21 protein-coding genes are annotated in these 26,025 nt (G+C 40.9%); 15 read left to right on the forward strand and 6 right to left on the reverse strand.

All coding sequences use genetic code 11. From position 1 onward, the window contains the following. From ppsA to G7092_RS00650, 3 genes are all read left to right on the forward strand, one after another. Entirely contained in the window at positions 1-2,625 is a 2,625-nt protein-coding gene (gene ppsA / locus G7092_RS00640; RefSeq protein ID WP_166085165.1) for a phosphoenolpyruvate synthase, read from the forward strand. A gap of 261 nt (positions 2,626-2,886) precedes the next feature. Then, positions 2,887-3,588 (forward strand): alpha/beta hydrolase, encoded by a 702-nt coding sequence (locus G7092_RS00645; protein WP_166085167.1) that lies wholly within the window; start codon positions 2,887-2,889, stop codon positions 3,586-3,588. A 261-nt stretch (positions 3,589-3,849) separates the two neighbouring features. Then, positions 3,850-4,563, forward strand: a complete 714-nt coding sequence (locus tag G7092_RS00650; protein ID WP_166085169.1) for a TylF/MycF/NovP-related O-methyltransferase — start codon at positions 3,850-3,852, stop codon at positions 4,561-4,563. A 163-nt stretch (positions 4,564-4,726) separates the two neighbouring features. Here G7092_RS00650 and G7092_RS00655 read toward each other — a convergent pair whose 3' ends face one another. Further along, complete coding sequence (locus G7092_RS00655; protein WP_202985186.1) at positions 4,727-5,716, reverse strand: nucleoside hydrolase; 990 nt, start codon at positions 5,714-5,716, stop codon at positions 4,727-4,729. Positions 5,717-6,259: 543 nt separating this feature from the next. On the opposite strand from G7092_RS00655, the gene mtaB reads away from it, so the two are divergent. The 6 genes from mtaB to G7092_RS00685 all read left to right on the forward strand — a co-directional run bounded on the left by mtaB (position 6,260) and on the right by G7092_RS00685 (position 11,313). Further along, on the forward strand, positions 6,260-7,579 hold the full coding sequence (mtaB, locus tag G7092_RS00660; protein ID WP_166085172.1) for a tRNA (N(6)-L-threonylcarbamoyladenosine(37)-C(2))-methylthiotransferase MtaB: 1,320 nt from the start codon (positions 6,260-6,262) through the stop codon (positions 7,577-7,579). Between the two features lie 29 nt (positions 7,580-7,608). Further along, entirely contained in the window at positions 7,609-8,778 is a 1,170-nt protein-coding gene (locus G7092_RS00665) for a prolipoprotein diacylglyceryl transferase (RefSeq protein ID WP_166085174.1), read from the forward strand. Then, positions 8,771-9,244 carry a GtrA family protein gene (locus G7092_RS00670; RefSeq protein ID WP_166085176.1) on the forward strand — a complete coding sequence of 158 codons (474 nt, stop codon included), beginning with the start codon at positions 8,771-8,773 and terminating at the stop codon, positions 9,242-9,244. Before G7092_RS00665 ends, G7092_RS00670 begins: the two co-directional genes overlap by 8 nt. Beyond that, positions 9,222-10,013: an inositol monophosphatase family protein gene (locus G7092_RS00675; protein WP_166085178.1), complete on the forward strand. Its 792-nt coding sequence runs from the start codon at positions 9,222-9,224 to the stop codon at positions 10,011-10,013. Before G7092_RS00670 ends, G7092_RS00675 begins: the two co-directional genes overlap by 23 nt. A 20-nt stretch (positions 10,014-10,033) precedes the next feature. Next, the gene (locus G7092_RS00680) at positions 10,034-10,846 is read left to right on the forward strand and encodes a helix-turn-helix transcriptional regulator (RefSeq protein WP_166085180.1); all 813 of its coding nucleotides are present in this window, start codon (positions 10,034-10,036) and stop codon (positions 10,844-10,846) included. Between the two features lie 92 nt (positions 10,847-10,938). Then, the gene (locus G7092_RS00685; protein ID WP_166085182.1) at positions 10,939-11,313 is read left to right on the forward strand and encodes a nuclear transport factor 2 family protein; all 375 of its coding nucleotides are present in this window, start codon (positions 10,939-10,941) and stop codon (positions 11,311-11,313) included. 95 nt (positions 11,314-11,408) lie between these two features. Here G7092_RS00685 and G7092_RS00690 read toward each other — a convergent pair whose 3' ends face one another. After that, entirely contained in the window at positions 11,409-11,960 is a 552-nt protein-coding gene (locus tag G7092_RS00690) for a NifU family protein (RefSeq protein WP_166085184.1), read from the reverse strand. A 192-nt stretch (positions 11,961-12,152) separates the two neighbouring features. Next, entirely contained in the window at positions 12,153-13,499 is a 1,347-nt protein-coding gene (gene purB / locus G7092_RS00695) for an adenylosuccinate lyase (protein ID WP_166085186.1), read from the reverse strand. Positions 13,500-13,758: 259 nt separating this feature from the next. On the opposite strand from purB, the gene G7092_RS00700 reads away from it, so the two are divergent. From G7092_RS00700 to G7092_RS00715, 4 genes are all read left to right on the forward strand, one after another. Further along, complete coding sequence (locus G7092_RS00700; RefSeq protein WP_166085188.1) at positions 13,759-14,370, forward strand: TetR/AcrR family transcriptional regulator; 612 nt, start codon at positions 13,759-13,761, stop codon at positions 14,368-14,370. A gap of 94 nt (positions 14,371-14,464) precedes the next feature. Then, positions 14,465-15,814, forward strand: a complete 1,350-nt coding sequence (locus G7092_RS00705; RefSeq protein WP_166085190.1) for a TolC family protein — start codon at positions 14,465-14,467, stop codon at positions 15,812-15,814. Between the two features lie 32 nt (positions 15,815-15,846). Then, on the forward strand, positions 15,847-16,953 hold the full coding sequence (locus G7092_RS00710) for an efflux RND transporter periplasmic adaptor subunit (protein ID WP_166085193.1): 1,107 nt from the start codon (positions 15,847-15,849) through the stop codon (positions 16,951-16,953). Positions 16,954-16,977: 24 nt separating this feature from the next. Next, the gene (locus tag G7092_RS00715) at positions 16,978-20,415 is read left to right on the forward strand and encodes an efflux RND transporter permease subunit (protein ID WP_166085196.1); all 3,438 of its coding nucleotides are present in this window, start codon (positions 16,978-16,980) and stop codon (positions 20,413-20,415) included. Between the two features lie 73 nt (positions 20,416-20,488). Here G7092_RS00715 and G7092_RS00720 read toward each other — a convergent pair whose 3' ends face one another. Next, positions 20,489-21,034, reverse strand: coding sequence for a hypothetical protein (locus G7092_RS00720; RefSeq protein WP_166085199.1), 546 nt, complete (start codon positions 21,032-21,034; stop codon positions 20,489-20,491). Positions 21,035-21,148: 114 nt separating this feature from the next. Here G7092_RS00720 and G7092_RS00725 point away from each other — a divergent pair, with 114 nt between their 5' ends. After that, a complete protein-coding gene (locus G7092_RS00725) occupies positions 21,149-21,634 on the forward strand; it encodes a DUF4126 family protein (protein ID WP_166085201.1) in 486 nt (161 codons plus the stop codon). Here the strand turns inward: G7092_RS00725 and G7092_RS00730 are convergent. Further along, a complete protein-coding gene (locus tag G7092_RS00730) occupies positions 21,631-22,734 on the reverse strand; it encodes a mechanosensitive ion channel family protein (RefSeq protein ID WP_166085203.1) in 1,104 nt (367 codons plus the stop codon). The two genes, G7092_RS00725 and G7092_RS00730, sit on opposite strands and share 4 nt — an antisense overlap. 174 nt (positions 22,735-22,908) lie before the next feature. Here G7092_RS00730 and G7092_RS00735 point away from each other — a divergent pair, with 174 nt between their 5' ends. After that, positions 22,909-23,526 carry a TetR/AcrR family transcriptional regulator gene (locus G7092_RS00735; protein WP_166085205.1) on the forward strand — a complete coding sequence of 206 codons (618 nt, stop codon included), beginning with the start codon at positions 22,909-22,911 and terminating at the stop codon, positions 23,524-23,526. A 241-nt stretch (positions 23,527-23,767) separates the two neighbouring features. Here G7092_RS00735 and glgX read toward each other — a convergent pair whose 3' ends face one another. Continuing rightward, on the reverse strand, positions 23,768-25,918 hold the full coding sequence (gene glgX, locus G7092_RS00740) for a glycogen debranching protein GlgX (protein WP_166085206.1): 2,151 nt from the start codon (positions 25,916-25,918) through the stop codon (positions 23,768-23,770). Positions 25,919-26,025 lie beyond the last annotated feature (107 nt).

Consider the following 26,025-nt stretch of genomic DNA (forward strand, 5'->3'; position numbering starts at 1 on the left):
ATGAATAACAGGGGCTCTTATGTACTTGGTTTCCAGGAAATCGATGAAACAAAATTGGCAACGGTTGGGGGAAAAGGAGCCAATCTGGGTGAACTCGCCAGAATTGAAGGGATCCATGTGCCGGATGGTTTTTGTATTTCGACCGAAGCTTTTAACCGAATGATGGAGGCAACGCCGTCAATTAACAACTTACTTGACCAGTTATCGCTTTTAAAAGTGGAAGACCGGAGCAAGATTAGTGAGCTTAGCAGCAAGATTCGCAAAGCTATTGAAAGCGTAACCATTGCCCAGGATATAGTTGATGAGATTGCTAATTATCTTACCCGGTTTGATGAAAATGAGGCTTTTGCGGTACGGTCCAGCGCCACAGCTGAAGATCTGCCGTCGGCATCCTTTGCAGGTCAGCAGGATACGTATTTGAATATTATTGGGCAGGAGGCTATCCTGAAACATATCAGTAAATGCTGGGCGTCATTATTTACCGATAGAGCGGTAGTTTATCGTATTCAAAATGGGTTTGATCACCGTAAGGTTCACCTGTCTGTGGTTGTTCAACAGATGGTGTTCCCGCAGGCGGCGGGGATTTTGTTTACTGCCGATCCCGTTACCGGTAACCGGAAAATGTTGTCTATTGATGCCAGTTTCGGACTTGGCGAAGCCATGGTTTCGGGTCTGGTAAATGCCGATCTGTATAAAGTGAGCAACGGCAGGATTATCGATAAAAAGATACCCGCTAAGAAACTGGCTATTTACGCCCTAAAAGGTGGCGGTACAAAAGAACAGGAGATTGAACTGGAACGGCAGAATAAGCAAGCCCTTACAGATGATCAGGTACTACAACTGGAGCGCATCGGCAGAAAGATCGAAGATCATTTTGGCAGCCCTCAGGATATTGAATGGTGTTTGACCGGCGATATATTTTGCATTGTTCAGAGCAGGCCAATCACCACTTTATACCCGGTTCCTGAAACCAGCGATCAGGAAAATCATGTTTATATATCCGTTGGCCACCAGCAAATGATGACCGACCCCATGAAACCGCTGGGATTGTCTTTATGGCAATTAAGAGCTGGTAGACCCATGTTTAAGGCGGCCGGAAGATTGTTTGTGGATGTTGCGGATAACCTGGCTACACCTGCAGGCAGAGAAGGTTTATTAGAGGCCATGGGCCAACATGATCCGCTCATCAAAGATGCATTGATAACCATCGTGGAGCGAGGGGATTTTATAAAATTATTACCGGATGACCAAAAGGCACCCGCGCTGGTTAAAAGCGATAGGGGTATGTCGTCTACAGCTATTTTGGCACAAGTAGGAAACGACCCTGCAATAGTTGCTGATCTGATTAAAGATAACGAGACATCGGTGAAATCGCTCAAGCAAAACATCCAAACGAAATCAGGAACAGATGTATTTGATTTTATTCTGGAAGACATCCGGCAATCAAAGCAGATGATATTTCATACAAAGCATATGGGGGTGATTTTGGCGGCAATGAATGCTTCATCGTGGATCAACGATAAGATGAACGAATGGTTAGGCGAAAAAAACGTAGCAGATATACTTTCTCAATCAGCCCCCAACAATGTCACTTCGGAGATGGGTCTGGAGTTGCTGGATGTAGCAGATGTGATTCGGCCTTACCCTCCAATAATAGCGTACTTACAACAGGTAAAGGACGATAACTTTTTAGATGAACTGCCTAAGTTTGATGGCGGACAGGAAGTAAAAAATGCTATAGATACCTACCTCCACAAATACGGCATGCGATGTGCCGGCGAGATAGATATTACTAAAACCCGTTGGAGCGAAAAGCCTGCCATACTTGTCCCGATAATATTGAGTAATATTAAAAATTTTGAGCCCGGGGCCGGCAAGCAGAAGTTTGAGCAGGGGCAACTGGAGGCGCTAAAGAAAGAACAATCGCTGTTGAATAGATTGCAAGAATTACCGGATGGTGAACAAAAAGCAAAAGAAACAAAATCAATGATCGATCTGATCCGGAATTTTGTTGGTTACCGGGAATATCCAAAATATGGTATAGTTAACCGTTTCTTTGTTTATAAACAGGCTTTGCTGAAAGAAATCGAAAAACTGGTACAAGCCAATGTTATTCGCGAAAAAGAAGATGCCTGCTATCTTACGTTTGAAGAATTGCGCGAAGTTGTGGCAACACACCGGTTGGATCATCAACTCATCAATAAGCGAAAAGAAGAACATCAATTATTTGAAAAGCTAAACCCGCCAAGAGTGATCACATCTGATGGTGAGATTGTTACGGGCAAGTACAAACACGAAGACCTGCCGGTAGGAGCCATTGCTGGCCTGGCTGTTTCTTCCGGAGTGATAGAAGGGCGGGCACGCGTTATCTTAAACATGGAAGATGCCGATCTGGAAGAGGGAGATATACTGGTCACAGCATTTACCGACCCCAGCTGGACACCATTGTTTGTATCCATCAAAGGCCTTGTCACTGAAGTTGGCGGACTGATGACCCATGGAGCTGTTATTGCGCGTGAATATGGCTTACCCGCGGTTGTAGGAGTTGATAATGCTACCAAACTGATTAAAGACGGTCAACAGATCCGGGTGAACGGAACGGACGGATATATTGAAATACTATAAATTGAGGGTGTGCCACTTAGTAAGCGGTTCTTATGATGAATAAGAACCGCTTTGCTTTGCAGGGAAAATGATGTTTGAAAGATACGCGGGCAGATTGAAATACTTGTGAGTTGAATGATTGTTTGAATCTCTATTGTCTGCCTCAAAGGCGTTGATGGGAAATAATTACAACTCTTCGGGAAATCCGTGTATTCCCTTGCCTTGACTTAAGCGGCATCTTTGTATTGTTAAATCATTCAAACAATTAAAACTCACAAAACAATGAAAAACTCAAATGTAAAGAATGTAGTGTTGGTACACGGAGCATTCGCCGATGGTTCAGGCTTTAAAGCACTTTATAACGAATTAACAAAAAAAGGGTATAACGTATCTGTTGTACAAAACCCTTTAACTTCACTGGAAGATGATGTTTTGGCAACACACGTGGCACTAGACAGGATTGGTGGTCCTGCAATACTTGCCGGTCATTCCTGGGGTGGTGCAGTGATCACCGAAGCTGGTAATCACCCCAATGTTGCCGCGCTGGTATATATAGCCGCCTTCCAGCCAGACAATGGCGAATCGGCCTTGCAGTGGTTGCAAACTGCTCCCGCAGCGCCAGAAAACGGTGTACTGCCTCCTGATGAAAAAGGCATTGTATACTATGACAAAGATAAATACCATGCAGGTTTTTGTGCCGATATTGATGCCGACGAAGCCGCGTTTATGTATGCCTCACAAGGCGCATTTTATGCCAAAGGTTTTGTAAGCCCTATTACTGATGCAGCCTGGAAACATAAACCAGCATATGGTTTGATTGCTACCGAAGATAAAAGCATCAATCCTGATATACAGAGAAAGATGTACAGCCGCTCAAACACCAAAGTAACCGAAGTTAAAGGCAGTCACGTGATCTTTATGTCGCATCCTGATATTGTTGCCAATGTGATCATCGAAGCCGCCGAAAATGCATCAGCAGTTTAATTTTTATAGTGTTGTGTTAATTAAACCGCATGTCGTTACCGGCATGCGGTTTTTTGTTTAAGCGAAAATTGAGCCTGCATACCATAACACCTACCGAAATATGGATTAAAATGCGCTTTACAGAGATATAATGGTAAATTAATATATTGGCTGCTGATCATCTTAAATTTGCTTTTCCATTAAATGAAATGGAAGGTGTCGGTCCGGTGCAAATGTTTAGGCATCCGCAAACCCGTATAAAGTGTACATCAATAAAACAACATGAACGACTCAATAATTGATAGCCTCAAATTAAGCGTTAAATTCACCGAAGGATATAATGAGGTTAAAACCGGCTGCCTTTGCGATAAATGCAAAGTATCCAGGTACAGGCATACACACGAGCCCAACCTGGCCGATCCTGAACATTCTTATTGGGCATATCTGACTTATTGTATCAACCGGGTAGCTATCCCCGGTCTTTGGCTGGAGTTTGGCGTAGGCTCTGGCAAATCATTGTCCTTCATTGCGCGGCAGAAGCCAGATCAAACCATTTACGGTTTTGACAGCTTTAAAGGTCTGCCCGAAGATTGGGTATTGAGCGCAGAAAGAATATATACCAAAAATACCTATTCGCGGAATGGCATAGCGCCGGAATTGGTTGCAGAAAACACGGAGCTGGTTATCGGTCTTTTTTCTGAAACTTTGGATAGCTTTTGCACCAACCATACAGAAAATTGCGCCTTTATCCATATCGACTGTGACCTTTATTCTTCAACGATGGATGTACTGGACGGACTGTTTAAAGCAGGAAAAATTATCCCGGGAACGGTGATCCTTTTTGATGAATTGTATAACTATCCAAACTATAAAGACTATGAATACCGGGCCCTGGAAGATTTTATACAAGCCACGGGTTTGAGTTACAACTGGATTGCCCATACAGAAAGCCCCGTTGAATGGAACGGCAACCAGGCAGCGTTGGTAATTGTTTAAATTACAGTAAAATAGAGGCGAAAAGCGATCCGTGGTTGAAAAAACGGGAATATCGATTCGAAATATAAGAATCGAATCGTTGAATTTCAAAAAAGCGGATGGCTGTGCGATTCCTTCCCTGGGGAAGGGGAGGAAGGGATTTCATCGCCCTGGGCTATTCATTTTACTTAGGTTGATGCATGATTAGCGTATTTAAAATCACTTCTATTTCAGGAGTAGGCATCTTCTGCACCAGGTAACGGTCGCGGGTGCCGGTTTTATCCCAAAGGTTGCTGCCATTGCTGTTACATATGATTTTACCCTTTACCACATCAAAATATTTTTCATAGCCACGCACGGCAACCAGTACTGCGGTTTCGTCCCAGCTCATCCTGCCTTTGGCGTCGTTGGGATCAAGCGGGATACTTTTTTGAAATACATCTTTAACCGGTGAATGAGTAATGGATTTATCCCTTACGATTGGCAAACCGGTATGTATTTTTTCGCCAATCTCGAACCCGCTGAAAATAATAGGACAGGGCCAATTGTCGAACGCTATTTTTGATGATACCGAATCCTTCTCTACATTAAATTCTTTGAATTTTCCCATTTCCTGGTTAAAACAGGCAGCCATGCTTACTAAAAGCTTTACCTTCTTTTTAACCAGGGCAGCTCCGCTTAATGGTGATGCTTTATCTGGCTTTGATCGAAGCAGGTTAGCCATATTGGTCATAAACCCAATGGTTACTATAGTTACGCTTTGGTCGGGTTGCACAGCCAGTATCTTGCGGTAAAGTGTTGTGGCATCTTCTGCCTGGTTGTTAGTTTTAATCCGGTGTGGATAACGGGCCACGATCAGTGAATCCCATTTTTGCCCGCAAGGGATATTAACTGCTTTACCCCGTACCACGCCAATAGGAATTTGCGGCCTTTTAAAATAGGTATTCAATACGCTTAAAACGGGTGCTATATTACTGTACCGGTTGCTGGCTATAGTAGCCAGGATACGGCATTCGCCCTTATCGGCCAGTGCATGTAAAATGGCCATGGCCCCAACATCGTCATAATCAGGACCGATGTCGGTATCCAATATAATGTTTTTAGGCTGCTGTTGGGCAAATGCAAAGGTGCCCAATAGCAGTGTGAACAGTAGCAAAACTATCTTATGTTTCATGGTCATGATGGTATATCAAAACAGATGTGTAGCAAAGCAGGGGAGCTATCCATCTAAAATAGCATAATTTTTTAGCATAAAAAGGGATCGCTAAACCCCGATTTTTACAACACCGGTAAATTGCTTATATTTGTATATACCCAGCCCGGTTCCTTGATATATCAGGAAACCGGGCTGTTTGGCTAAAGAAAAACAGGGGCCAAAAATCAATTGTTTGGTGGGTGGTTATTTGACAGTCAATAATTTAATGCTTTTTAAACCTTTCAAAACCCATCAAAAAATTGTTAAAAAGTGTTAAAACGGCGTTAAAACTCTGTTAAAGTGCATAAAAAGCAAGCGTTTTTACCCCGTTTTTAACTAAAAAAGTGTTAAAATTTAAGGTTTAAAAAGTTTTATAGGTTATATACATCTGGGGGCAACATCGTATGATTGTCATAATTCAATAATTCACTAACTCAGTAATTCAATAATTAATGTATTGTCATAACTCCATAATTCACTAACTCAGTAATTCAATAATTAATTATCTTTGCACCCTTAAAGATGAATAAGAAAGTCGCTTTTTATACGCTGGGCTGTAAGCTCAACTATTCGGAAACGTCGTCTATCGGGCGCCTGTTTAACCAGGCCGGTTACGATACGGTGGAGTTTACGAATATCCCTGATGTTTTTGTGATCAACACCTGTTCGGTTACCGAAAACGCGGATAAAAAGTGCAAGAAAATAGTTAAGGAAGCACTCAAAATATCACCAAACGCGTATGTAACCATTGTGGGTTGCTATGCGCAGTTAAAGCCGCAGGAAATAGCCGAAATACCGGGTGTTGACATGGTGCTGGGTGCGGCCGAAAAATTCCAGATCATTGATCATATTACGGATCTCACTAAAAAGCCCAAGGCCGTTGTATACAATCAGCCTGTAAGTGAGGCAAACGAGTTTGTGCCCGCTTATTCTTTTGGCGATCGTACCCGTACCTTTCTGAAAGTTCAGGATGGATGCGATTATTCCTGTACCTTTTGTACCATTCCACTGGCCCGTGGCAGCAGCCGCAGTGATACTATTGAAAATGTATTGGAGCAGGCCCGCCAGATAGCAGCATCGGGAGTAAAGGAAATTGTACTGACTGGTGTAAACCTGGGCGATTTTGGTATCCGCAACGGTAAACGCGAAGATAAATTCTTTGACCTGGTACAAGCCCTGGATGAGGTAGAAGGAATTGACCGTTTCCGGATCTCGTCTATAGAACCTAACCTGCTCACCGACGAAATTATTGCCTTTGTAGCTACTTCCAAGCGTTTTGTGCCGCATTTCCATATTCCCTTACAGTCTGGTTCTGATAAGATTTTGGGTTTGATGCGTCGTCGTTACAAACGGGAGCTATACGTAAACCGGGTGGCTAAGATCAAGGAATTGATGCCGGATTGCTGTATCGGTGTGGATGTAATCGTTGGCTTTCCTGGCGAAACCCGCGAGGATTTTGTAGAGACTTATAATTTTCTGAATGAGCTGAACGTTTCATACCTGCACGTATTTACCTACTCGGAGCGGGAAAATACCCTGGCCAGCCAGATGACTGGTGCTGTACCTGGTTCGGCCCGTGGCGAACGCAGTAAAATGCTGCATATCCTGTCTGACAAGAAACGTCGTGCGTTTTATGAGAGCCAGTTGCATAAAACAGAAGAGGTTTTATTCGAAGGTGACATCAAGGAGGGCTATATGCACGGTTTTACCCGTAACTATGTGAAGGTGCGTACCAAATATGATCCTGTATTGATTAACGAACTTAAAAAAGTCCACTTAACAAATATTTCACCGGATGGTGATGTCGATATAACAGAAAGCGAAGAAATATTAGTGCATTAAAATACTATATTCGCTTCAAACTATAACCTATGTTTCCAACCATTACATCGCTTCTTCAGTATCTTTTTGGTATAAACATCCCTTTGCCTGTTCAAACCTTTGGCTTTTTTGTGGCCATTGCGTTTATGGGCGCCTATTGGGCCTTTGCGCAGGAATTTAAACGGAAAGAGAAATTAGGCATCATCCATTCGTTTAAAAAAACAATTACTGTAGGCAAACCCGCCTCGGTTAATGAATTGGTTGGTAACGGTGTTTTCGGTTTTGTTTTAGGTTATAAACTGGTTGATTGCATACTGAACTATCGTTTGCTTTTGGATGCCCCTCAGGATTTTTTACTATCCTTACGTGGTAGTTGGATAGGCGGGATCATTGGCGCAGCAGCATTTGCTTACTGGGCTTATTATGAAGCTGAGAAGCAAAAACAGCCAAAACCAGTAACCAAAGAAGTAGACGTACATCCGCATGAGCTCATGGGTAATATTTTACTATGGGCAGCCGTTTTTGGCTTTGCCGGCGCTAAAGTATTTAACGCTTTGGAGAACTGGGGCGAATTTATGAAAGATCCCGTGGGAATGCTGATAGGTTTTAGCGGACTTACCTTTTATGGTGGTTTAATATGCGGTGGTGCTGCAGTGTTATACATTGCCAATAAGCATAATATCAAACCTCTGGATATGCTGGATATCGGCGGACCGGGTATGATGCTGGCTTACGCTTTAGGTAGAGTAGGCTGTCAGATGTCGGGCGATGGGGATTGGGGGATAACCAATACTGCGGCAAAACCAGGCTGGCTAAGCTGGGCGCCTGATTGGATGTGGGCCTTTAAATTTCCTCACAATGTGAATGACGAAGGTGTGGCTATTCCGGGCTGTGTAGGCAAATTTTGCCATGAATTGGCGTACCCTGTTTATCCTACATCGTTTTATGAAGTGATTGTTTGCTTACTGTTATTCTGGCTTTTATGGAGCATCCGTGATCGTATAAAGCCTGCAGGCGTTATGTTTGGCATCTACATGATATTGGCTGGTGTTGAACGCTTTTTTATTGAATTGATACGTGTAAATACTAAATACCACGTTGCCGGTGTCAGCTTTACTCAGGCCGAATTTATTTCGTTACTGATGGTTGTTGGTGGGGCCGTTTTAATTATGAACGGGTTAAATAAGGACAAAAAAACAGCTGTTTTAAAGCATGGCTAATACAAAGCAAGCCAATAAATTACTGGATAACCAGGTGTTCAGATTTGTGATTTCTGCAGGTGCAGGCTTTTTAGTAGATGTTTCTGCCTTTTACTTGTTTTACCATAATTTATTGGTACGGCATACTTACCAGATATTTTCCTTAACGGTTCGTAACTCTACTTTATCCCTGGCGCTATCGTTTTTTATGGGTGTGATCGTTAATTTTCTGATCACCCGGTATATGGTTTTTACAGAGTCAAAATTGTCAGCCTATAAGCAGTTCGTGCGCTTTGCATCCGTAGCTTGCCTTGGCTTTTTCGCCAATTTGGCCATAATAAAAATATTGATACAGGATTTCGGCATATACCCACCGGTAGCCAGAATTGGAGCCGCATTAAGTTTATTCTTCGCGAGCTTTTTTGTGCATAAAGCATTTTCATTCAGTTTATCATTACGCAAACATGCAACTCAAAAACATAACTGAACAGGTAATTGAGGTTTCAAAACAAGCCGGAGATTTTATAAGACAAGAGCGCAAAACCTTTAACGCCGATAAAATTGAATACAAAGGTTTGAATGACCTGGTATCCTACGTAGATAAAACAGCCGAGAAACTGATTGTAGAAGGTTTACGCAAGATACTCCCCGAAGCAGGTTTTATTACCGAAGAAAAAACCACCACCACCATTGGCGAAAGATACAACTGGATCATTGACCCCTTAGACGGTACAACCAATTTTATACATGGCATACCTTCATTTTCGGTAAGTATAGCGCTTAAAGAGTATGATGAACTGGTAGCCGGTGTAGTATATGAGGTAAACCTGGATGAGTGCTTTTATGCCTGGAAAGGCGCCCCCGCATATCTTAACGGTACCGAGATCAGGGTGAGTAATAATCAAACGGTAGCTAACAGTTTACTGGCAACCGGGTTTCCATACTATGATTTTGGGAAACAGGATGCCTATATTGCCTTGTTTGCCGATTTGATGAAAAATTGCCATGGTCTAAGGCGTTTGGGCTCGGCGGCTGTCGACCTGGTTTATACAGCTTGTGGTAGGTTTGATGCTTTTTATGAATATAATTTAAACTCCTGGGATGTAGCTGCCGGTATAGTTATCGTAAGGCAGGCTGGAGGCGAAGTGGTAACCTTTAATGGTGGAAGTGATGTGCTGGAATCAAGAGAGGTAGTAGCAACCAACGGCAAAATAACAGGGGAACTGGTACAGTATATTCAGAAATATTTTAAGTAGGGTATGTAATCTCCGTTATCATGAAAATTCGTTTTGCAAAACCTAATCAGTTGCTCAGCCCATATATTGAGCGGTACTGGTCCTGGGAAAACGAAGGGAATGATAGCTGTTACTTGCCTCATGTGCCGCCAGGGGTAGGCATAGATCTGTATTTTCATTACAAAGATACATTTTCGATACAGGATATCGGGGGGCTAGCCCACAGTCATTTACTTTATTCAAAAGACCAGTCCTATCGTATATTGCCATCCACCCGGGTTGGGTTTATAGTGATCAGATTTCGATGCGGTATGTTTGGGAATTTTACCTTGGTTCCGAGTCATGAATTTGCAGATGCTTTTGTTGATGCTAATATGATCTGGAAAACAGAAGGTAAACAATTGGAAGAACAAGTAGGTACTGCCAAAACGCTGGAAGAGCGAATAAACTTACTGGAGGTGTTTTTAATGAGGCAATTAGGTCGATACCAAAAGTCTGTTCCAAATTACTGGAAAGAAGTTATGGATATACTTTATTATCATCATGAAGACGCTCGTCTTGATGACTTGGCCCGACAAATTAGAATAACTCCGCGCCACTTCAGACGAGTATTTTATGAGTTTAGCGGAATAACACCCAAACATTTTCAACAATTGTCACGCTTCCGTGCGGTGCTTAAACCACTATTGCTCAATAATAATTCTGACTACTTGCCTGTTGCTCTGGATAAGGGTTATTTTGATCAAATGCACTTTATAAAGGAGTTTAAACGGTTCATGAACATAACTCCCACAAGCTTTTTTATACCCGATAATTTTCAGGCACATTTTTATTACAGCAGTTTTAACAATTAAGCTTATCAGATAAGCCAGCTCATGTCCCATTTTTACTATCAGGGCACAGGACTGGCATCTATTTTTGTTGCATATTATTTAAATCAACAAAAATGGAAAACGAACAGCAAACAACTACAATAATTGATCTGCAAAAGGCATTTCTTACAGCCGCACTTGAAAAAAATGATTTCTTTATAGCAGAGAATCTTCACCCTGAATTTATTTTTACCAGCCCCCGAGCAGTTGTTTTAGACAAAGAAAAATTCATTAATAACTTTGTCCTTAATCCGGATATTAAATTCGAAATATTTCAACTTTCCGAAGAAAAGGTGGTAATCATAAATCACACAGCTATTCTGCATTGTTTGGTGCAAGTTAAACCTGTTGATAAGGCTGATTTTTGGGAAAGAGTAACTTTTACCCTTGTAAAAGAAGACGGTAAATGGCTGATTCTGGTAATGCATGCCACTTTTATACCTGAATAAGAGTGATATAAAAAAGCCACGAATCTGAATAGTTCGTGGCTTTTACTAATCAATTCGTAAAATTCGAATCAATTAGTGGTATTCGTGAGAATATTTTATAATGCTTCTGATACTACCTCGGTAACTTCAGGAACCATACGCTTCAATAAGTTTTCGATACCGGCTTTCAGCGTAACGGTTGATGAAGGGCAACCGCTACATGAGCCGCGCAATTCAACAGTTACAACACCTTCGTTAAATGAACGGTATGAAATAGCGCCGCCATCCTGCTCCACAGCCGGACGAACGTAGTCATGTAATATCTGTTGTATTTTTACTTCGGTTTCAGAACCTTCAAAGTTTGCAGCTTCTGTTTCTTCCTCTAATTGTATTTTGAGTTCAGATTCAACCGCGCCTTTTACAAATTCTTTCATAATAGGCTCTACATCATTCCATTCGCTGCCTTCGGTTTTAGTGATGGTTACAAAATTGCTGGCAAAGAAAACACCGTTCACGAACGAGAATTTATACAATTCCTTAGCAAAAGGCGATTTTTCGGCACTTTCTTTTGTAGCGTAATCGGCACTGCCATTAATAAGCAACTTGTTCACAATGAACTTCATGGTTGCCGGGTTTGGCGTTAACTCTGTATATACGTTGATATTCATTTTCGCTTTCTGATTAAATCTTGAATTAACAAATTTAGGTAGCTTTTTTGTTTAAAGTTAGCTATTAATTAGTTATGACACATAAATGATAGATGACTTTATAACGTGAAAATGTGCGGATTTCAAATGTGCAGATGACCAATCATATAGAAATGCCTTCATTCGCACATCTGCATATCTAAAATTCGGACATTATATCCCCGTATAATTTGCTGGTGTTATCTGTTTTAGTTCTTGTTTAATGGCATCACTTACATTTAACGTATCAACAAAGGCGGCTATTGTTTGTCCGTTAATTTGTTGATTGGTTCTGGTGAGATCTTTTAGTGCCTCGTAGGGGTTAGGATATCCTTCGCGTCTTAATATGGTTTGTATGGCTTCTGCAACAACAGGCCAGTTTGCCTCCAGGTCGGCGTTGATAGCATCCTGATTTAAAAGAAGTTTGCCTAAACCTTTTATGGTTGATTTAATAGCGATTAGGGTATGTGCCACCGGAACACCGATATTCCTCAAAACTGTTGAATCGGTCAAATCACGTTGTAGCCTGGAAACCGGCAATTTGGCGGCCAGATGCTCAAATAAAGCATTGGCAATACCCAGGTTACCTTCAGAATTTTCAAAGTCGATAGGGTTAACCTTATGCGGCATGGCTGATGAACCTACTTCACCCGCTTTTATTTTTTGTTTAAAATAGTTCATGGATATGTACGTCCACATATCGCGATCAAGGTCCATGATGATATTGTTAATCCTTTTCAGGGCATCACAATGAGCTGCGAAGTTGTCATAATGCTCTATCTGCGTGGTGAACTGCGAGCGGTTAAGACCCAGCACCGCGTTAACAAAATGGTTACCAAAAGTTTTCCAGTCGGTACTTGGGTAAGCTATATGGTGCGCGTTAAAATTACCCGTGGCGCCGCCAAATTTGGCCGAATAAGGTACTGTTGCCAATAATTCAAGCTGAGCCTCTAAGCGCTCTACAAAAACCTGGATCTCTTTGCCCAGGCGGGTTGGCGAGGCTGGTTGTCCGTGGGTATGAGCCAGCATGGGTACCTGATCCCATTCGCGAGCGTAGTTTTTCAGTGTATTAACCAGTTCCTGAATAGCAGGGTAGTAGGTGTTATTTAATGCTAGTTTAAAGGTATAAGGTATGGCTGTATTATTGATGTCCTGCGAGGTAAGGCCAAAGTGAATGAATTCTTTATAAGGCTCAAGTCCCCCTAATTTATCAAATTCTTTCTTGATAAAATACTCTACCGCTTTTACATCATGGTTGGTAGTTTTCTCGATCTCTTTGATGCTTTCGGCATCGGCTTCGCTAAAGTTTTTATAGATAGCGCGTAACTTTTCAGACACATCAGCATCAAAATGTTGTAATTGAGGCAGATTATTCTCTGTCAAGGCAATAAAATATTCTATCTCAACAAACACGCGGTATTTGATCAGGGCGTATTCCGAAAAATAATTAGCAAGTTCAGCGGTAGTATTACGATAGCGGCCATCAATAGGCGAAATTGCTGAAAGCGGAGAAAGCGTCATGTTCTTTAAAATTTTTGCAAAGGTAAGAAAAATTGATGGGCAGATGTTCCATATGTTGACGCGCAAGCTGTAAGTCATAAAATATTTGCGATTCAGTGTCCTGTTTTAGGATAATCAGTTGTTATAAACTAAAAACAATAAGGTATTTAAATTAAATAACTTGATATCAGTGCATTAAAGTGCTTTGTCAGGTAATTGTATTTTCTAATGGAAACTTTGAAATCAAAAAATGTTTCCTTAGTTTTGACCCGGAAAGTCAATGAGTCAAATAGAAAGAATATTACGCGGCAGCCTGGAACTGTTTTTAAGAGCAGGGATCAAGAGTATTACCATGGATGATATAGCCAGGCATATTGGCATGTCAAAAAAAACCATATACCAGTTTTTTAAAGACAAAAATGAATTGGTTACAGCAGTACTTAAAGGGCGGTTGAAAGAAGATGAGGATCAAATAAATGATATCATCAGTAAATCAAACGATGTAATAGAAGAGATGATCAATATGATGAAATGCTCTGAGGAAATATTTGCAGAAATGAATCCGACTGCGGTACATGACATGCAAAAGTATCACCCGGAGGCCTGGGCCGAATTTCAAAAATTTAAAGCAGAAGTGTTGATTAAAACGATGGAAGAGCTTTTGGTAAAGGGAATGAAACAGGGTTACATCCGTCAGGATATCGACGTAAAGGTGATGGCAAGGATGCGCGTGAATCAGATTGAGCTGGGATTTAATACCGAAGTTTTCCCTGTATCGGAATTTAACACCTGGAAAGTACAGGTTCAGTTCGAGGAGCACTTTAATTACGGTGTTTGTACTCTTAAAGGATATAAGCTCTTAAACCAATATAAAAACATACACGAAGAATAAAGGCATTGCCGGCATCAAGTATTTGATAGCGAGTGTAACCTTTGAATTAGTAAAAATAAATAGCAGAACAATAACCCCAACTACAGTATATAAAATGAAATACTTACTTTTTACGGCAACAGTATTTTGTGCCATAGTCTTTAAGAGCTATGCGCAGGAAGCGCCACCTAATAATCAAACTTTTAACTTTAGTGTTCAGGATTGCATCAACTATGCGTATGAGCATCAGGATTCTGTTGTAAATGCCGGGCTCGATGTTAAAAGCGCTGAGTATAAAGTTAAAGAAACCAGAGGAATAGGTTTGCCTCAGGTAAGTGGATCGGCTACTTTTCAGGATTATTTAAAAATTCCGACAACATTGCTGCCCGGCGAAGTATTTGGCCAGCCCGCGGGTACTTTTATTCCAGTAAAATTTGGGGTTAAATATCAATCAAGTATTGGAGCAACGGCAGATCAGATACTTTTTGACGGCAGTTATCTCGTAGGCCTAAAAGCCTCTAAAACCTACAAGGAGCTTTCCTTAAAAACTTTAACCCGTAATAAGATCCAAATTAGTGTATCGGTTACCAAGGCCTATTACCAGGTATTGGTTAGCAATGAACAGCTAAGGCTAACAGACGCCAATCTTAAGCAATTAAAACAACAGTATGATGAAACTGTAGCTCAAAATAAGCAGGGAACGGTTGAAAAAATAGATGTCGATCGTATTGCAGTTCAGTATAATAATTTAGTAACCACCCGCGAAAATACCATCCGCTCACTTGCCTTAAATTATCAGGTTTTAAAATTTCAGATGGGAATGCCTATAGAGAATGCACTTTCTTTAAAGGACAAACTGGAAGACATTAAATTAGACGATACCGCTGATTTGGCAGCTGATACTTCATTTTATCACAATCGTATTGAATACAGCTTATCGGAAACAGGTATTGCACTTAAAAAGCTCGATTTAAAGCGTCAACAATCCCAGTACTTACCAACGCTGAAAGCTAATGCGAGTTATACCTCATCTTATCAGAATAACAGTTTTGGTAACCTGTATAAAATGAATTTTCCGTCAAGCTACATTGGACTTACTTTAAACATCCCCATATTTAACGGGTGGCAGCGCTTAAACCAGGTAAGACAATCAAAAATCGCAGTTTTAAAATCTCAGAATGATTTGGAGAACGCAAAAAACGGACTAAAACTGGAGGCTAGTCAAGCTAATGTTGCGTATGTTAATGGACTACAAAGCCTTAATAATCAAAAAAGAAACAGGGAATTAGCCGAAGAGGTATTACGTGTTTCTAAAATAAAATATCAACAGGGAGTTGGCTCAAGCATCGAGGTAACGCAAGCCCAAACTTCTCTTGATGATGCAAATGATAAATATATACAGGGACTTTACGATGCCTTAATAAGCAAAGTTGACCTTGACAAGGCATATGGCCGTATTAAATAAACAATTACTAAACCAACTATACATAAAAGGACATGAAAAAAATATTATATATACCGGCCTTCCTATTTTTAGCAGCTTGCTCCAATAAACAACCCAAAGATAAATTGGCAGAGCTGGCCGACTTGAAAAAGCAACAGGCAGATCTGAATACAAAGATTACCAAATTACAAGCTGAAGTTGGTGCAAAAGATTCATCTAAAACAACAGATGTAAGCATCATCGCTATAAAACCAGCTCAGTTTACCAATTATGTGCAAATACAAGGTAAAATTGATGCTCAGGATAACGTAACAGCTTATCCGCAGGCTTCGGCTGTTATTACAGCCATCTACGTAAAAGTAGGGCAGCATGTAAGCAAAGGACAAACACTGGCCCAGCTGGATGATAATGTGCTGAGACAAAACATAGCGCAAAGCGCGGCCCAGGTTGATTTAAATCAAACATTGTTCAATCGTCAAAAAAATCTTTGGGATCAAAAAATAGGTACCGAAGTGCAATTTTTACAAGCGCAAACAACTTTACAAACCGCCAAAAAAGCTTTAGCCGGATTAAAACAGCAGGCAAGCCAATACCGCATTGTATCACCTATTAACGGAACTGTCGATCAGATGGATCTTAAATTAGGTCAGGCTGCATCACCGGGCCAAACAGGCATCAGGGTAGTGAATGCCGATGTTTTAAAAGTGAAGGCTGATGTGCCAGAATCTTATGCAGGCAGCGTAAACACCGGCAACCAGGTAAAAATATCAGTGCCCGATGCTAATGACTCATTGGTTACTAAAGTAACTTTTGCAGCTAAGGTTATTGACCCAACATCACGCAGCTTTGGTGTGGAGATCAAATTACCTGTACGCAAAAGCCTTCGTCCCAACATGACGGCCATCATTCAGATAGCTAACTACTCCAAAGCTAATACCATTGTAGTACCGGTTAAGGCTATCCTGAAATCAGAAAATGGTGATTACGTATTTGTAAACCAAAACGGAACGGCCAAAAAAGTGAATGTAAAATCTGGAACAACCTATGGTGGCAACACCGAGATATTATCTGGATTAAAAGATGGCGATCAACTGGTTACCGAAGGAGCCACCGAAATTGAGGATGGCGACAAAATTAAGGTATTACAGTCTGCTAATTAATTATAAACGTTTGATCTGTTGATTATGAAAGATCTGAATAAAGAATTTGGGCCCTCAAGTTGGGCCATTGACAACAAAACGGCCATATATGTGCTCATATTTTTGGTTACAGTACTGGGGTTGATAAGTTATAATAGTTTGCCAAAGGAGAACTTTCCTGATATAGCGCAATCAAAAGTGTTTATTACTACAAACTATCTGGGGCAATCACCCCAGAATATCGAAAACCTGGTTACCCGGCAGATAGAGAAGCAGCTAAAATCATTAAAAGGATTAAAAAAAGTTACATCGAACTCTGTTCAAACCACTTCGGTGATTACCGCAGAATTTAATGCCAATATTGATATTAAGGATGCCAAGATCGATGTAAAGGATGCCGTGGATAAAGCCAAGCAGGATCTTCCGCAGGGTGATCAGAACCTGAAGGAATCCATTATTTCGGATATAAACGTTGCTGATTTACCTATTCTATATATCAATATCTCGGGTAATTATGACCTTAAGAAATTAAAAGAGTACGCCGATGTATTAAAGGATGAAATTGAAAGTTACAAAGAGATCTCAAAGGTTGACGAGGTAGGCGCATTAACACCTGAAATTCAGATCAATGTTGATTTGAATAAGATGGCCGCTGCCCAGGTTAGTTTCACCGATATCACCCAGATGGTTGGTAACGAAAACATTCTGACGTCTGCAGGTACTATTAAATCTGATGGTGTACGCAGAGCTATCGATATCAAAAGAGATTTTAAGAATGCCGATGAAGTAGCTGCTATGGTTATTCGTAATCCTAAAGGTCAGGCAGTTTATCTGAGGGATATAGCTGATGTAAAGGATTCATTCCTGGAACAGGAAAGCTACGCCCGTTTAAAAACAAATGACAATCCCAACTTTAAAAACGTAATTACGCTTAACGTAAGTAAAAGAGCAGGTGAAAACCTGATCGAAGCATCAGATAAGATCAACGATCTGATTAAACTAAAACAGAAAACGGTATTTCCTAAAGGATTGGATATTGTGGTAACCGGCGATCAATCTGATAAAACCCGTACCACCCTTAATGATCTGATCAATACCATTGTGATCGGTTTTATACTGGTAACCGTTATCCTGATGTTTTTTATGGGTACAACCAATGCCGTATTTGTGGCACTTTCTGTACCGTTATCTTGTTTTATCGCATTTTTGGTCATGCCCGCTATTGGTTTTACATTGAACATGATTGTACTGTTCTCGTTCCTGTTGGCATTGGGTATAGTAGTTGATGATGCCATTGTGGTGATTGAAAATACACACCGTATTTTTGCTAACGGTAAAGTGCCTATTAAACAGGCGGCAAAAATGGCGGCTGGTGAGGTGTTCCTCCCTGTATTTTCAGGCACAATGACCACACTCGCTCCATTTGTTCCTTTAGCGTTCTGGAATAGTTTGATCGGGCATTTTATGTTCTTTTTACCTATTACGCTCATCATAACCTTGCTGGCGTCATTGGTAGTGGCTTATATCATTAACCCGGTTTTCGCGGTTGATTTTATGAAACCACATCATGAAGGCGAACATGATAAACCCAGGTTCGATAGGAAAACCACTATAACAGTAGGTGTTTTGGCCGGATTAGCCATACTTAGCTATCTATTGTTCTTAGCGGGTATCTGGACAATGGGTATGGGGAATTTTCTGGTGCTCGCCATACTTTTGTATCTGTTGAATCACTTCTTTTTGCTAAAAGTGATAGATAGGTTTCAGAAAAACGCATGGCCAAAGTTTCAGAGATGGTATGCAGATTTATTGGAGAAGGCAGTTCGAAGGCCGGTAATCATATTGTTAGGTACCATTGTGCTGTTTTTCTTAACCATAGTATTTATGATAGCCCGATCGCCAAAAGTTGAATTCTTTCCATCGGGCGATCCAAACTTTGCCTACGTTTATATAACTATGCCAATTGGTACAGATCAGGCTTATACCAACGAGATCACAAAAAAGATCGAAAAGCGTGTTGCCGAAGTAGTTGCACCTGATAAGGATATCGTTTCCTCTGTAATATCGAATGTTACTAAGGGGGTATCCGATCCGCAGGATGAGGATCAGGGCGATTATGAAAACAAAGGTAAGGTTACCGTAGCCTTTGTGGAGTTTGGCAAGCGTAATGGCAAGGATACCAAAGTTGTATTAGCCAACATCCGCAAAGCTGTACAGGGTATACCTGGTGCCAAAATTGCCGTAGCACAGGAAAATAGCGGTCCTCCGGTTCAAAAAGATATTAGTATTGAAATTGTTGGCGACAACCTGGATACATTGGTGGCTACCGGTAACCGTTTAAAGGCTTATCTTGCCAAACAAAATATTGCCGGTATTGAGAACCTTATAGCCGATGTGCAAAGCGATAAGCCCGAAATTGTATTTGATATAAACCGGGAACGCGCCAATAGGGAAGGTGTAAGTACAAAAACTATAAGTGATGCCTTACAAACATCAATATTTGGCATGCCTGCAGGTAACTTCAGAAACACGAAGGAAGATGATTATAAAATTCAGGTAAGAGCATTGGAAAGTCAGCGCAGCAGTTTGGAAGATTTAAAGAACATGAAGCTCACTTACCGCGATCTGGCTATGGGGGGAACTATCCGTCAGGTACCTATATCAGCCTTTACCGATATCCGTTATACCAACACTTATAGTAATATAAAACGTAAACAACAGCGTCGTGTACTTACCCTTGGCTCCAACGTAATTAAACCGTTTAATGCTAATGAGGTTAACGCCAATATTTTACAGGCTATCAATAATTTTAAAAAGCCTGATAATGTGAGTATCAGGCAAGGTGGTGGTCAGGAAGATCAGATGGAAGCGATGAACTTCCTGTTGGGAGCTTTGGCTACCTCATTTGGGTTGATATTGATCATATTAATGATCCAGTTTAACTCTATCGGTAAAACATTTATCATCATCAGCGAGATATTCTTTAGCATCATCGGGGTTTTGCTGGGTGTAAGTATTTTTGGTATGACTATGTCTATTGTAATGACAGGTGTGGGTATCATTGCTCTTGCAGGTGTGGTGGTACGTAATGGTATATTACTGGTTGAATTTACAGATATGCTCATTGAACAGGGCGCCAATTTACACGATGCCGTTGTAGAAGCAGGCCATACCCGTATGACTCCGGTATTATTAACAGCAACAGCAGCCATATTAGGCTTGATACCACTGGCTGTAGGCTTTAATATCGACTTTGTGGGTATGTTTACGCATTTTGCACCGCATATTCATTTTGGTGGTGATAACGTAGCCTTCTGGGGCCCATTAGCCTGGACAATGATATTCGGGCTTGGGTTCGCAACCATCATTACCCTGATATTGGTGCCTTGTATGTACATTATCCGTTATAACCTGAAATCCTATTTCTTTGGAAAAAAATCGGTTGAACCTCATAAAGAAGTTCTGGAAACCGAAACGGTATAATGTAACGTACATTTATATAGCAACAAAGCCGTATCCATTAAAAGGATACGGCTTTGTTGTTTTGAGGAATAGTTTAAAATTTCAATTTACTGATCAATCCTTTTAAGTGAAGTTGCTTAATAAGACGGTTTAATTTGCGTTCATGTTTGCCGCCAGCGTCAAGCGCATCATAAGCAATACCTGCGGTGGTAGCGTAAACAGCATGATGAAAACCATCAATTGCAATGGCCTTTGCGTCTTCTTTGTAGATAGGTGGGGCAGCTTTAAATTGAGGTAGCATGATCATGGAGGTACCCCACACGGCCCCAAAATGAAGTAAAGTAGCAGGCAAACCTTTTAAACCTGTTAATGATATCAGGCCGCGTGATATTCCCCATACCGTTCCGTACGACCAATGTATTTCTTGAGAAACTTTTTGTTTTTCACTCCGCCCTGTGGGTTTTACTCCGGCGGCTTCTTCGGCAACCTTGAGTGTTGCTTCACTTGGTTTACGTTTAGTGATCCTCATTTCTATCATCTGCGACAAGGTCATGGCAGCGGTTGCGGCTAAACCAGCCAGCAGGCCTTTACCAATTGCGGCACCCAGCTCTCCCAAGGCATTGTTTTCATGTAATCTCATAGTTTTAGTTTTGATGTACTATTAATAACAATGAAAATTATCTATTGATTTATATTTTTTAATTAGAACATAATTTGAAATCTATTGGTTATCCAGAAGCATTCTTTAAATACTATGAAAATCAAAATATCAAAACCCCTTTGGCAGGTTATAGGTTTAGGTACACTGGCAGGTATGCGTACTGCTTCGGCGCCGGTTATTGCCAGCCATATATTAAGTCATCATCAATCAAAAAATCTGACGCAATCGCCTTTAAGGTTCATGCAATCGGTAAGTGTAGCCAATACATTAAAAGTGATGTCTTTTAGCGAGTTAGTGGTAGATAAGCTGCCATCAACGCCTAATAGGATTAAACCATTCGGCGTACTGGCACGCTCGCTGTCAGGAGCTCTGGCCGGTGCAAGTATTTATAAAGCCAGCGGTAATAACGCTTTTGTTGGCGCTGTTATAGGTGGTTCGGCTGCTTTGGTGTCAACATTTGGCAGTTATTATTTGCGTAAAGGAGTAGTTAAAGGTAGTCATATTATTGATCCGGTTATTGGCGCTATTGAAGATGCCTTGGTTATAGGCGCCGGTGTGGGCATATCCGCAATGGCTTAACTGGAATGCTGCACATATTTTTCCAGATCGCCTAACTCATTTCTGGTTTTGGGCAGGCTACCCGGGTAATTTTGCTGCAGATAGGTGATCAGGTTTTCGCGGATATAACACCGCAGGTCAAACGCATCAGACGATGTTCGGGAGCTCATGAGCACCCTGATTTCAATAACACGTTCTTTTACATCAGTTACCTGTACTACTTTTACCCGTTTGTCCCATAAAGGTGTTTTTAAGATCAGGCGCTCAAACTCGCCCCGGATAGCATCTATAGGTACGGTATGATCCATATACAAAAACACAGTACCCAATATATCGGCAGAGGTGCGTGTCCAGTTTTGAAAGGGCTTTTGTATAAAGTAATTGATAGGTAAAATCAACCGGCGCTCATCCCATATTTTTAAAACAACATAGGTAAGTGTAATTTCTTCAACACGACCCCACTCGCCCTCCACCACCAGTACGTCATCAATACGTATGGGCTGTGTAAAAGCAATCTGGAAACCGGCTAATAAATTACCTAACGAATTCTGGGCCGCAAAACCTACAATAATACCGCCTATACCCACACCCGTTAACAGCCCGGTGCCAATTTTACGCATACTCTCAAAACTCAGCAGGATAATGGCTATAGTTACAAAAACAATAATTACTACCAAAAGCTTACGCATAAACTGTATCTGTGTGCGTATTTTTCGCTCTTTTAAATTATCGGCTTTGTTCAGATCATAGGTATGGTAAATATAATCTTCCAGTATCCTTACCGAACGAACCAGTATGCCTGCAAAGGAAATGGTAAGCAATATTTCAATAATCTTATCCAGTGGGGCTATATAAACTTTATCCAGCCGCATAAACGGAACGAATAAATTAAGCAGAAAAAGTGGTATAAAATAAGTGATAGCCCGACCAAGGTTAATGATCACTGATTTGAAAAAGGAATAAGAGGTTTCTTTTTTGGCATAAAACCTAAAAAGGCTTGTAACTATAAATTTGATGATCAACCCTACCAAAATGGCTATTACCGTTATACCCAGGTCCCATAATATGGCAGGTACACGTTGCGATAACTCCAGCAAACCGGATGGCAATTTATTTTCCATACTTATAGCAGATGTGTTTATAAAATCTACTTTGAAAATAGTTAGAATGTAAAATTGTTTTAGCAATAATGCATGTGGCAGGTGTCTGTACTTATATTTATAGAATTTTTGATAGTTTTGTTAAAAAAGTCAGGAATGTGATCTGACTAAGAGTTTTATATAATTATAGATCAAATGGCTGCAGGCAATGACCATCAGGATATAAAGCGGGAAAAAATTTTAGACGCCTCTCATCAACGGTTCTTACATTATGGATATTCAAAAACTACCATGAATGAAATTGCCGGAGACCTGTCTATGTCAAAGGCGCTGCTTTATTATTATTTTCCTGATAAAAGCCAGTTATACATTGCAGTAATGCGTAAACTGGCCAATGATTACATCAAAAACCTGGAAGACAATATTGACACTTTTGCTAATTTAAAAGACGCTTTTGTTTTCCAGATAAATACCAATCACGATTTTATTGTAAATAATTATAATTTCTTTGATTTTTTCAGATTGAATGAACAAAATCTTCCGGATACTATTTGGGAGATCGTGGAGCAGGTTCATTTGGCCGAACTGAATTTGTTGAGCCGATCGATAAAAACTGAAATAGAGCGGGGAGCTATTAAGCCTGTTGAAAACCCTGAAGAGATTGTTGATTTGTTATTGGATGCCCTACATGGTATTAAAGTTAGCGCTGTATCGCAAAAGAAAGTAAACTTTCCGCGTAAAGAACATCTGGAAGAAATACATACCAAAAGATTATTACTGATAGATATTTTTATAAAAGGACTGATGTATTAAGTCATCCTTAACTAACGAAGCTGATTTACTGTCAGTTATTAGTCAAAAGATAGATGAATAACCCATCTCGAATATTATTATAGATAACTTTGTTTTGCACAAATAATCAGACGTGTATTGAATTAATACCCCGATTATTGAAAGAAACTTCCTATTTAATAAGAGGTGATTGTTTTAGAGTGATTTAGCAGAATGGAGCATATCCATTCTGCTTTTTTGTGTTTAAATTATTTGAACTGAGTTATTGCTGTTTTGTCCCTGCATCATGAACAAGCTGATGCTGAAGTAACACTACAGATCGACCGTCTATTTGTATTGTATCTTCGGCTTTAAATGCCCGTACAGTTCCATTATTATCGGGGTTAGCAGTGTCAATCAGGAGCTCCCAATCAAGCGCATATTCCTCGTGGGGTAGTTTATAGCTCAGCGGCTCATCATGCGCGTTAAAGATGATGTAAAAGCTATCATCAACAACTTTGTCGCCTTCTGCATTAACACTGTGCAAGCCTAAGCCATTTAAAAATACAGCTACAGATTTGGCAAAATCATGGGTCCAGTTATCATCATTCATCTCAGAACCATCAGGCAAAAACCAGGCTATATCTGCAATGCCGTTACTATTAACGGGTTGCCCATTAAACCAGTTCTTGCGCGAAAAGGCAGCATGTTCTTTTCGCAGGCTGATCAGTTTGCGGGTAAAAGCATACAGATCTTTGTCCAGATTTTGCCAGTTTACCCATGAAATTTCATTATCCTGGCAGTAGGAGTTATTATTGCCTTGCTGGGTTCTGCCCATTTCGTCACCAGCCACAATCATGGGCACGCCCTGCGAAAGGAATAGCGTAGTTAAAAAATTCCTTTTCTGCTTAGCGCGTAAGTTATTAATGGTAGCGTCATCCGTCGGACCTTCCACGCCGCAGTTCCATGACCGGTTATGGCTTTCGCCGTCGTTATTGTTTTCGCCATTGGCTTCATTATGTTTTTCGTTGTATGATACCAGGTCGGTGAGCGTAAAACCATCATGGGCGGTTATAAAGTTGATACTGGCGGTAGGCCTTCTGTATGATTTGTAGAGGTCAGAGCTGCCGGTAATGCGGTTTGCAAACTCGGCCAGGGTACTCTCGGCACCGCTCCAATAGTCGCGGATACAATCACGGTATTTACCATTCCACTCGGCCCAGCCGGCAGGAAATTTGCCTACCTGGTATCCTCCTTCGCCAAGATCCCAGGGCTCGGCTATCAGCTTAACACGTGATATGGTAGGATCCTGATGAATGATATCAAAAAATGCGCTCAAACGGTTCACCTCATGCAGTTCGCGGGCCAGGGTGGCTGCCAGATCAAAGCGGAAGCCGTCAACATGCATTTCTTCTATCCAGTAACGCAGGCTATCCATCATTAGCCGCAAAACATTAGGCAAATTGGCATTCAGCGTATTACCTGTGCCGGTATAATCCATGTAATATCTTTTATCGTCATCAACCAGGCGATAGTAAGATACGTTATCAACCCCTCTGAAAGACAAGGTAGGGCCAAGGTGACTGCCTTCACCGGTATGATTGTACACCACATCCAAAATGACCTCTATACCAGCCTTGTGCAACTCCTTTACCATGTTTTTAAATTCAGTTACCTGTTCGCCAAGTATACTGCAAGAGGCATAACGCGCATCAGGGGCAAAGAAACCAATGGTGTTATAACCCCAGTAATTGGTAAGGCCTTCATCAAGCAAATGCCTGTCTGAAAGAAAATCATGTACCGGCATTAACTCAATAGCGGTAACACCCAGATCCTTTAAATAAGCAATGGCTACCGGATGTGCAATAGCCGCATAGGTTCCCCTGATGTTCTCAGGTATTTCCGGATGAAGTTTGGTGAACCCTTTTACATGGGCTTCGTATATAATCGATTTGTAGTAGGGGATATCAGGACTTTTATCACCTTCCCAGTCAAAGTGGTGATCAATAACTACGGCTTTGGGTATAAAGGCGGCACTATTTGTTTTGCTAAAACCAAGGTCCTCTTCCGGGCTGCCAACTTCGTATCCAAACAGAGAGTCGTTCCAGTCAATTGTCCCGGCAACGGCTTTGGCATAAGGATCAACCAGTAATTTATTAGGGTTAAAACGATGCCCATTCTTCGGTTCATACGGCCCATATACCCGGAAACCATATAATTGTCCGGGTTTTAAGCCGGGTATATAAATGTGCCATATCAATTCTGTGTACTCGGTGATGGGGATCTGTGTCGATTCTACTTCGTCATGAACGCCGTTAAATAAACAAAGATCAACCCCGGTAGCATTTTCAGAATAAAGTGTAAAGTTAACTCCTTCGCCATCCCAGGTAGCGCCAAGTGGAAATGGGTTTCCGGGGTATGTTACTATTTTCATGAGTGTTCAGATAGTTATGTTTTGTAGTCAGTACTTCTGAATTGAAATTAAAGAAAATTGTTTTAAGCACAACCCTATTTTCAGTATTAAACATAACAATGTAAAAA

The sequence above is a fragment of the Mucilaginibacter inviolabilis genome (genome assembly GCF_011089895.1).
Taxonomy (GTDB): Bacteria; Bacteroidota; Bacteroidia; order Sphingobacteriales; family Sphingobacteriaceae; genus Mucilaginibacter; species Mucilaginibacter inviolabilis.

Coding starts and splice junctions, on each gene's coding strand:
- ppsA (WP_166085165.1), top strand. CDS start 1: ATGAATAACAGGGGCTCTTATGTACTTGGTTTCCAGGAAATCGATGAA.
- G7092_RS00645 (WP_166085167.1), top strand. CDS start 2,887: ATGAAAAACTCAAATGTAAAGAATGTAGTGTTGGTACACGGAGCATTC.
- G7092_RS00650 (WP_166085169.1), top strand. CDS start 3,850: ATGAACGACTCAATAATTGATAGCCTCAAATTAAGCGTTAAATTCACC.
- G7092_RS00655 (WP_202985186.1), bottom strand. CDS start 5,716: ATGAAACATAAGATAGTTTTGCTACTGTTCACACTGCTATTGGGCACC.
- mtaB (WP_166085172.1), top strand. CDS start 6,260: ATGAATAAGAAAGTCGCTTTTTATACGCTGGGCTGTAAGCTCAACTAT.
- G7092_RS00665 (WP_166085174.1), top strand. CDS start 7,609: ATGTTTCCAACCATTACATCGCTTCTTCAGTATCTTTTTGGTATAAAC.
- G7092_RS00670 (WP_166085176.1), top strand. CDS start 8,771: ATGGCTAATACAAAGCAAGCCAATAAATTACTGGATAACCAGGTGTTC.
- G7092_RS00675 (WP_166085178.1), top strand. CDS start 9,222: ATGCAACTCAAAAACATAACTGAACAGGTAATTGAGGTTTCAAAACAA.
- G7092_RS00680 (WP_166085180.1), top strand. CDS start 10,034: ATGAAAATTCGTTTTGCAAAACCTAATCAGTTGCTCAGCCCATATATT.
- G7092_RS00685 (WP_166085182.1), top strand. CDS start 10,939: ATGGAAAACGAACAGCAAACAACTACAATAATTGATCTGCAAAAGGCA.
- G7092_RS00690 (WP_166085184.1), bottom strand. CDS start 11,960: ATGAATATCAACGTATATACAGAGTTAACGCCAAACCCGGCAACCATG.
- purB (WP_166085186.1), bottom strand. CDS start 13,499: ATGACGCTTTCTCCGCTTTCAGCAATTTCGCCTATTGATGGCCGCTAT.
- G7092_RS00700 (WP_166085188.1), top strand. CDS start 13,759: ATGAGTCAAATAGAAAGAATATTACGCGGCAGCCTGGAACTGTTTTTA.
- G7092_RS00705 (WP_166085190.1), top strand. CDS start 14,465: ATGAAATACTTACTTTTTACGGCAACAGTATTTTGTGCCATAGTCTTT.
- G7092_RS00710 (WP_166085193.1), top strand. CDS start 15,847: ATGAAAAAAATATTATATATACCGGCCTTCCTATTTTTAGCAGCTTGC.
- G7092_RS00715 (WP_166085196.1), top strand. CDS start 16,978: ATGAAAGATCTGAATAAAGAATTTGGGCCCTCAAGTTGGGCCATTGAC.
- G7092_RS00720 (WP_166085199.1), bottom strand. CDS start 21,034: ATGAGATTACATGAAAACAATGCCTTGGGAGAGCTGGGTGCCGCAATT.
- G7092_RS00725 (WP_166085201.1), top strand. CDS start 21,149: ATGAAAATCAAAATATCAAAACCCCTTTGGCAGGTTATAGGTTTAGGT.
- G7092_RS00730 (WP_166085203.1), bottom strand. CDS start 22,734: ATGGAAAATAAATTGCCATCCGGTTTGCTGGAGTTATCGCAACGTGTA.
- G7092_RS00735 (WP_166085205.1), top strand. CDS start 22,909: ATGGCTGCAGGCAATGACCATCAGGATATAAAGCGGGAAAAAATTTTA.
- glgX (WP_166085206.1), bottom strand. CDS start 25,918: ATGAAAATAGTAACATACCCCGGAAACCCATTTCCACTTGGCGCTACC.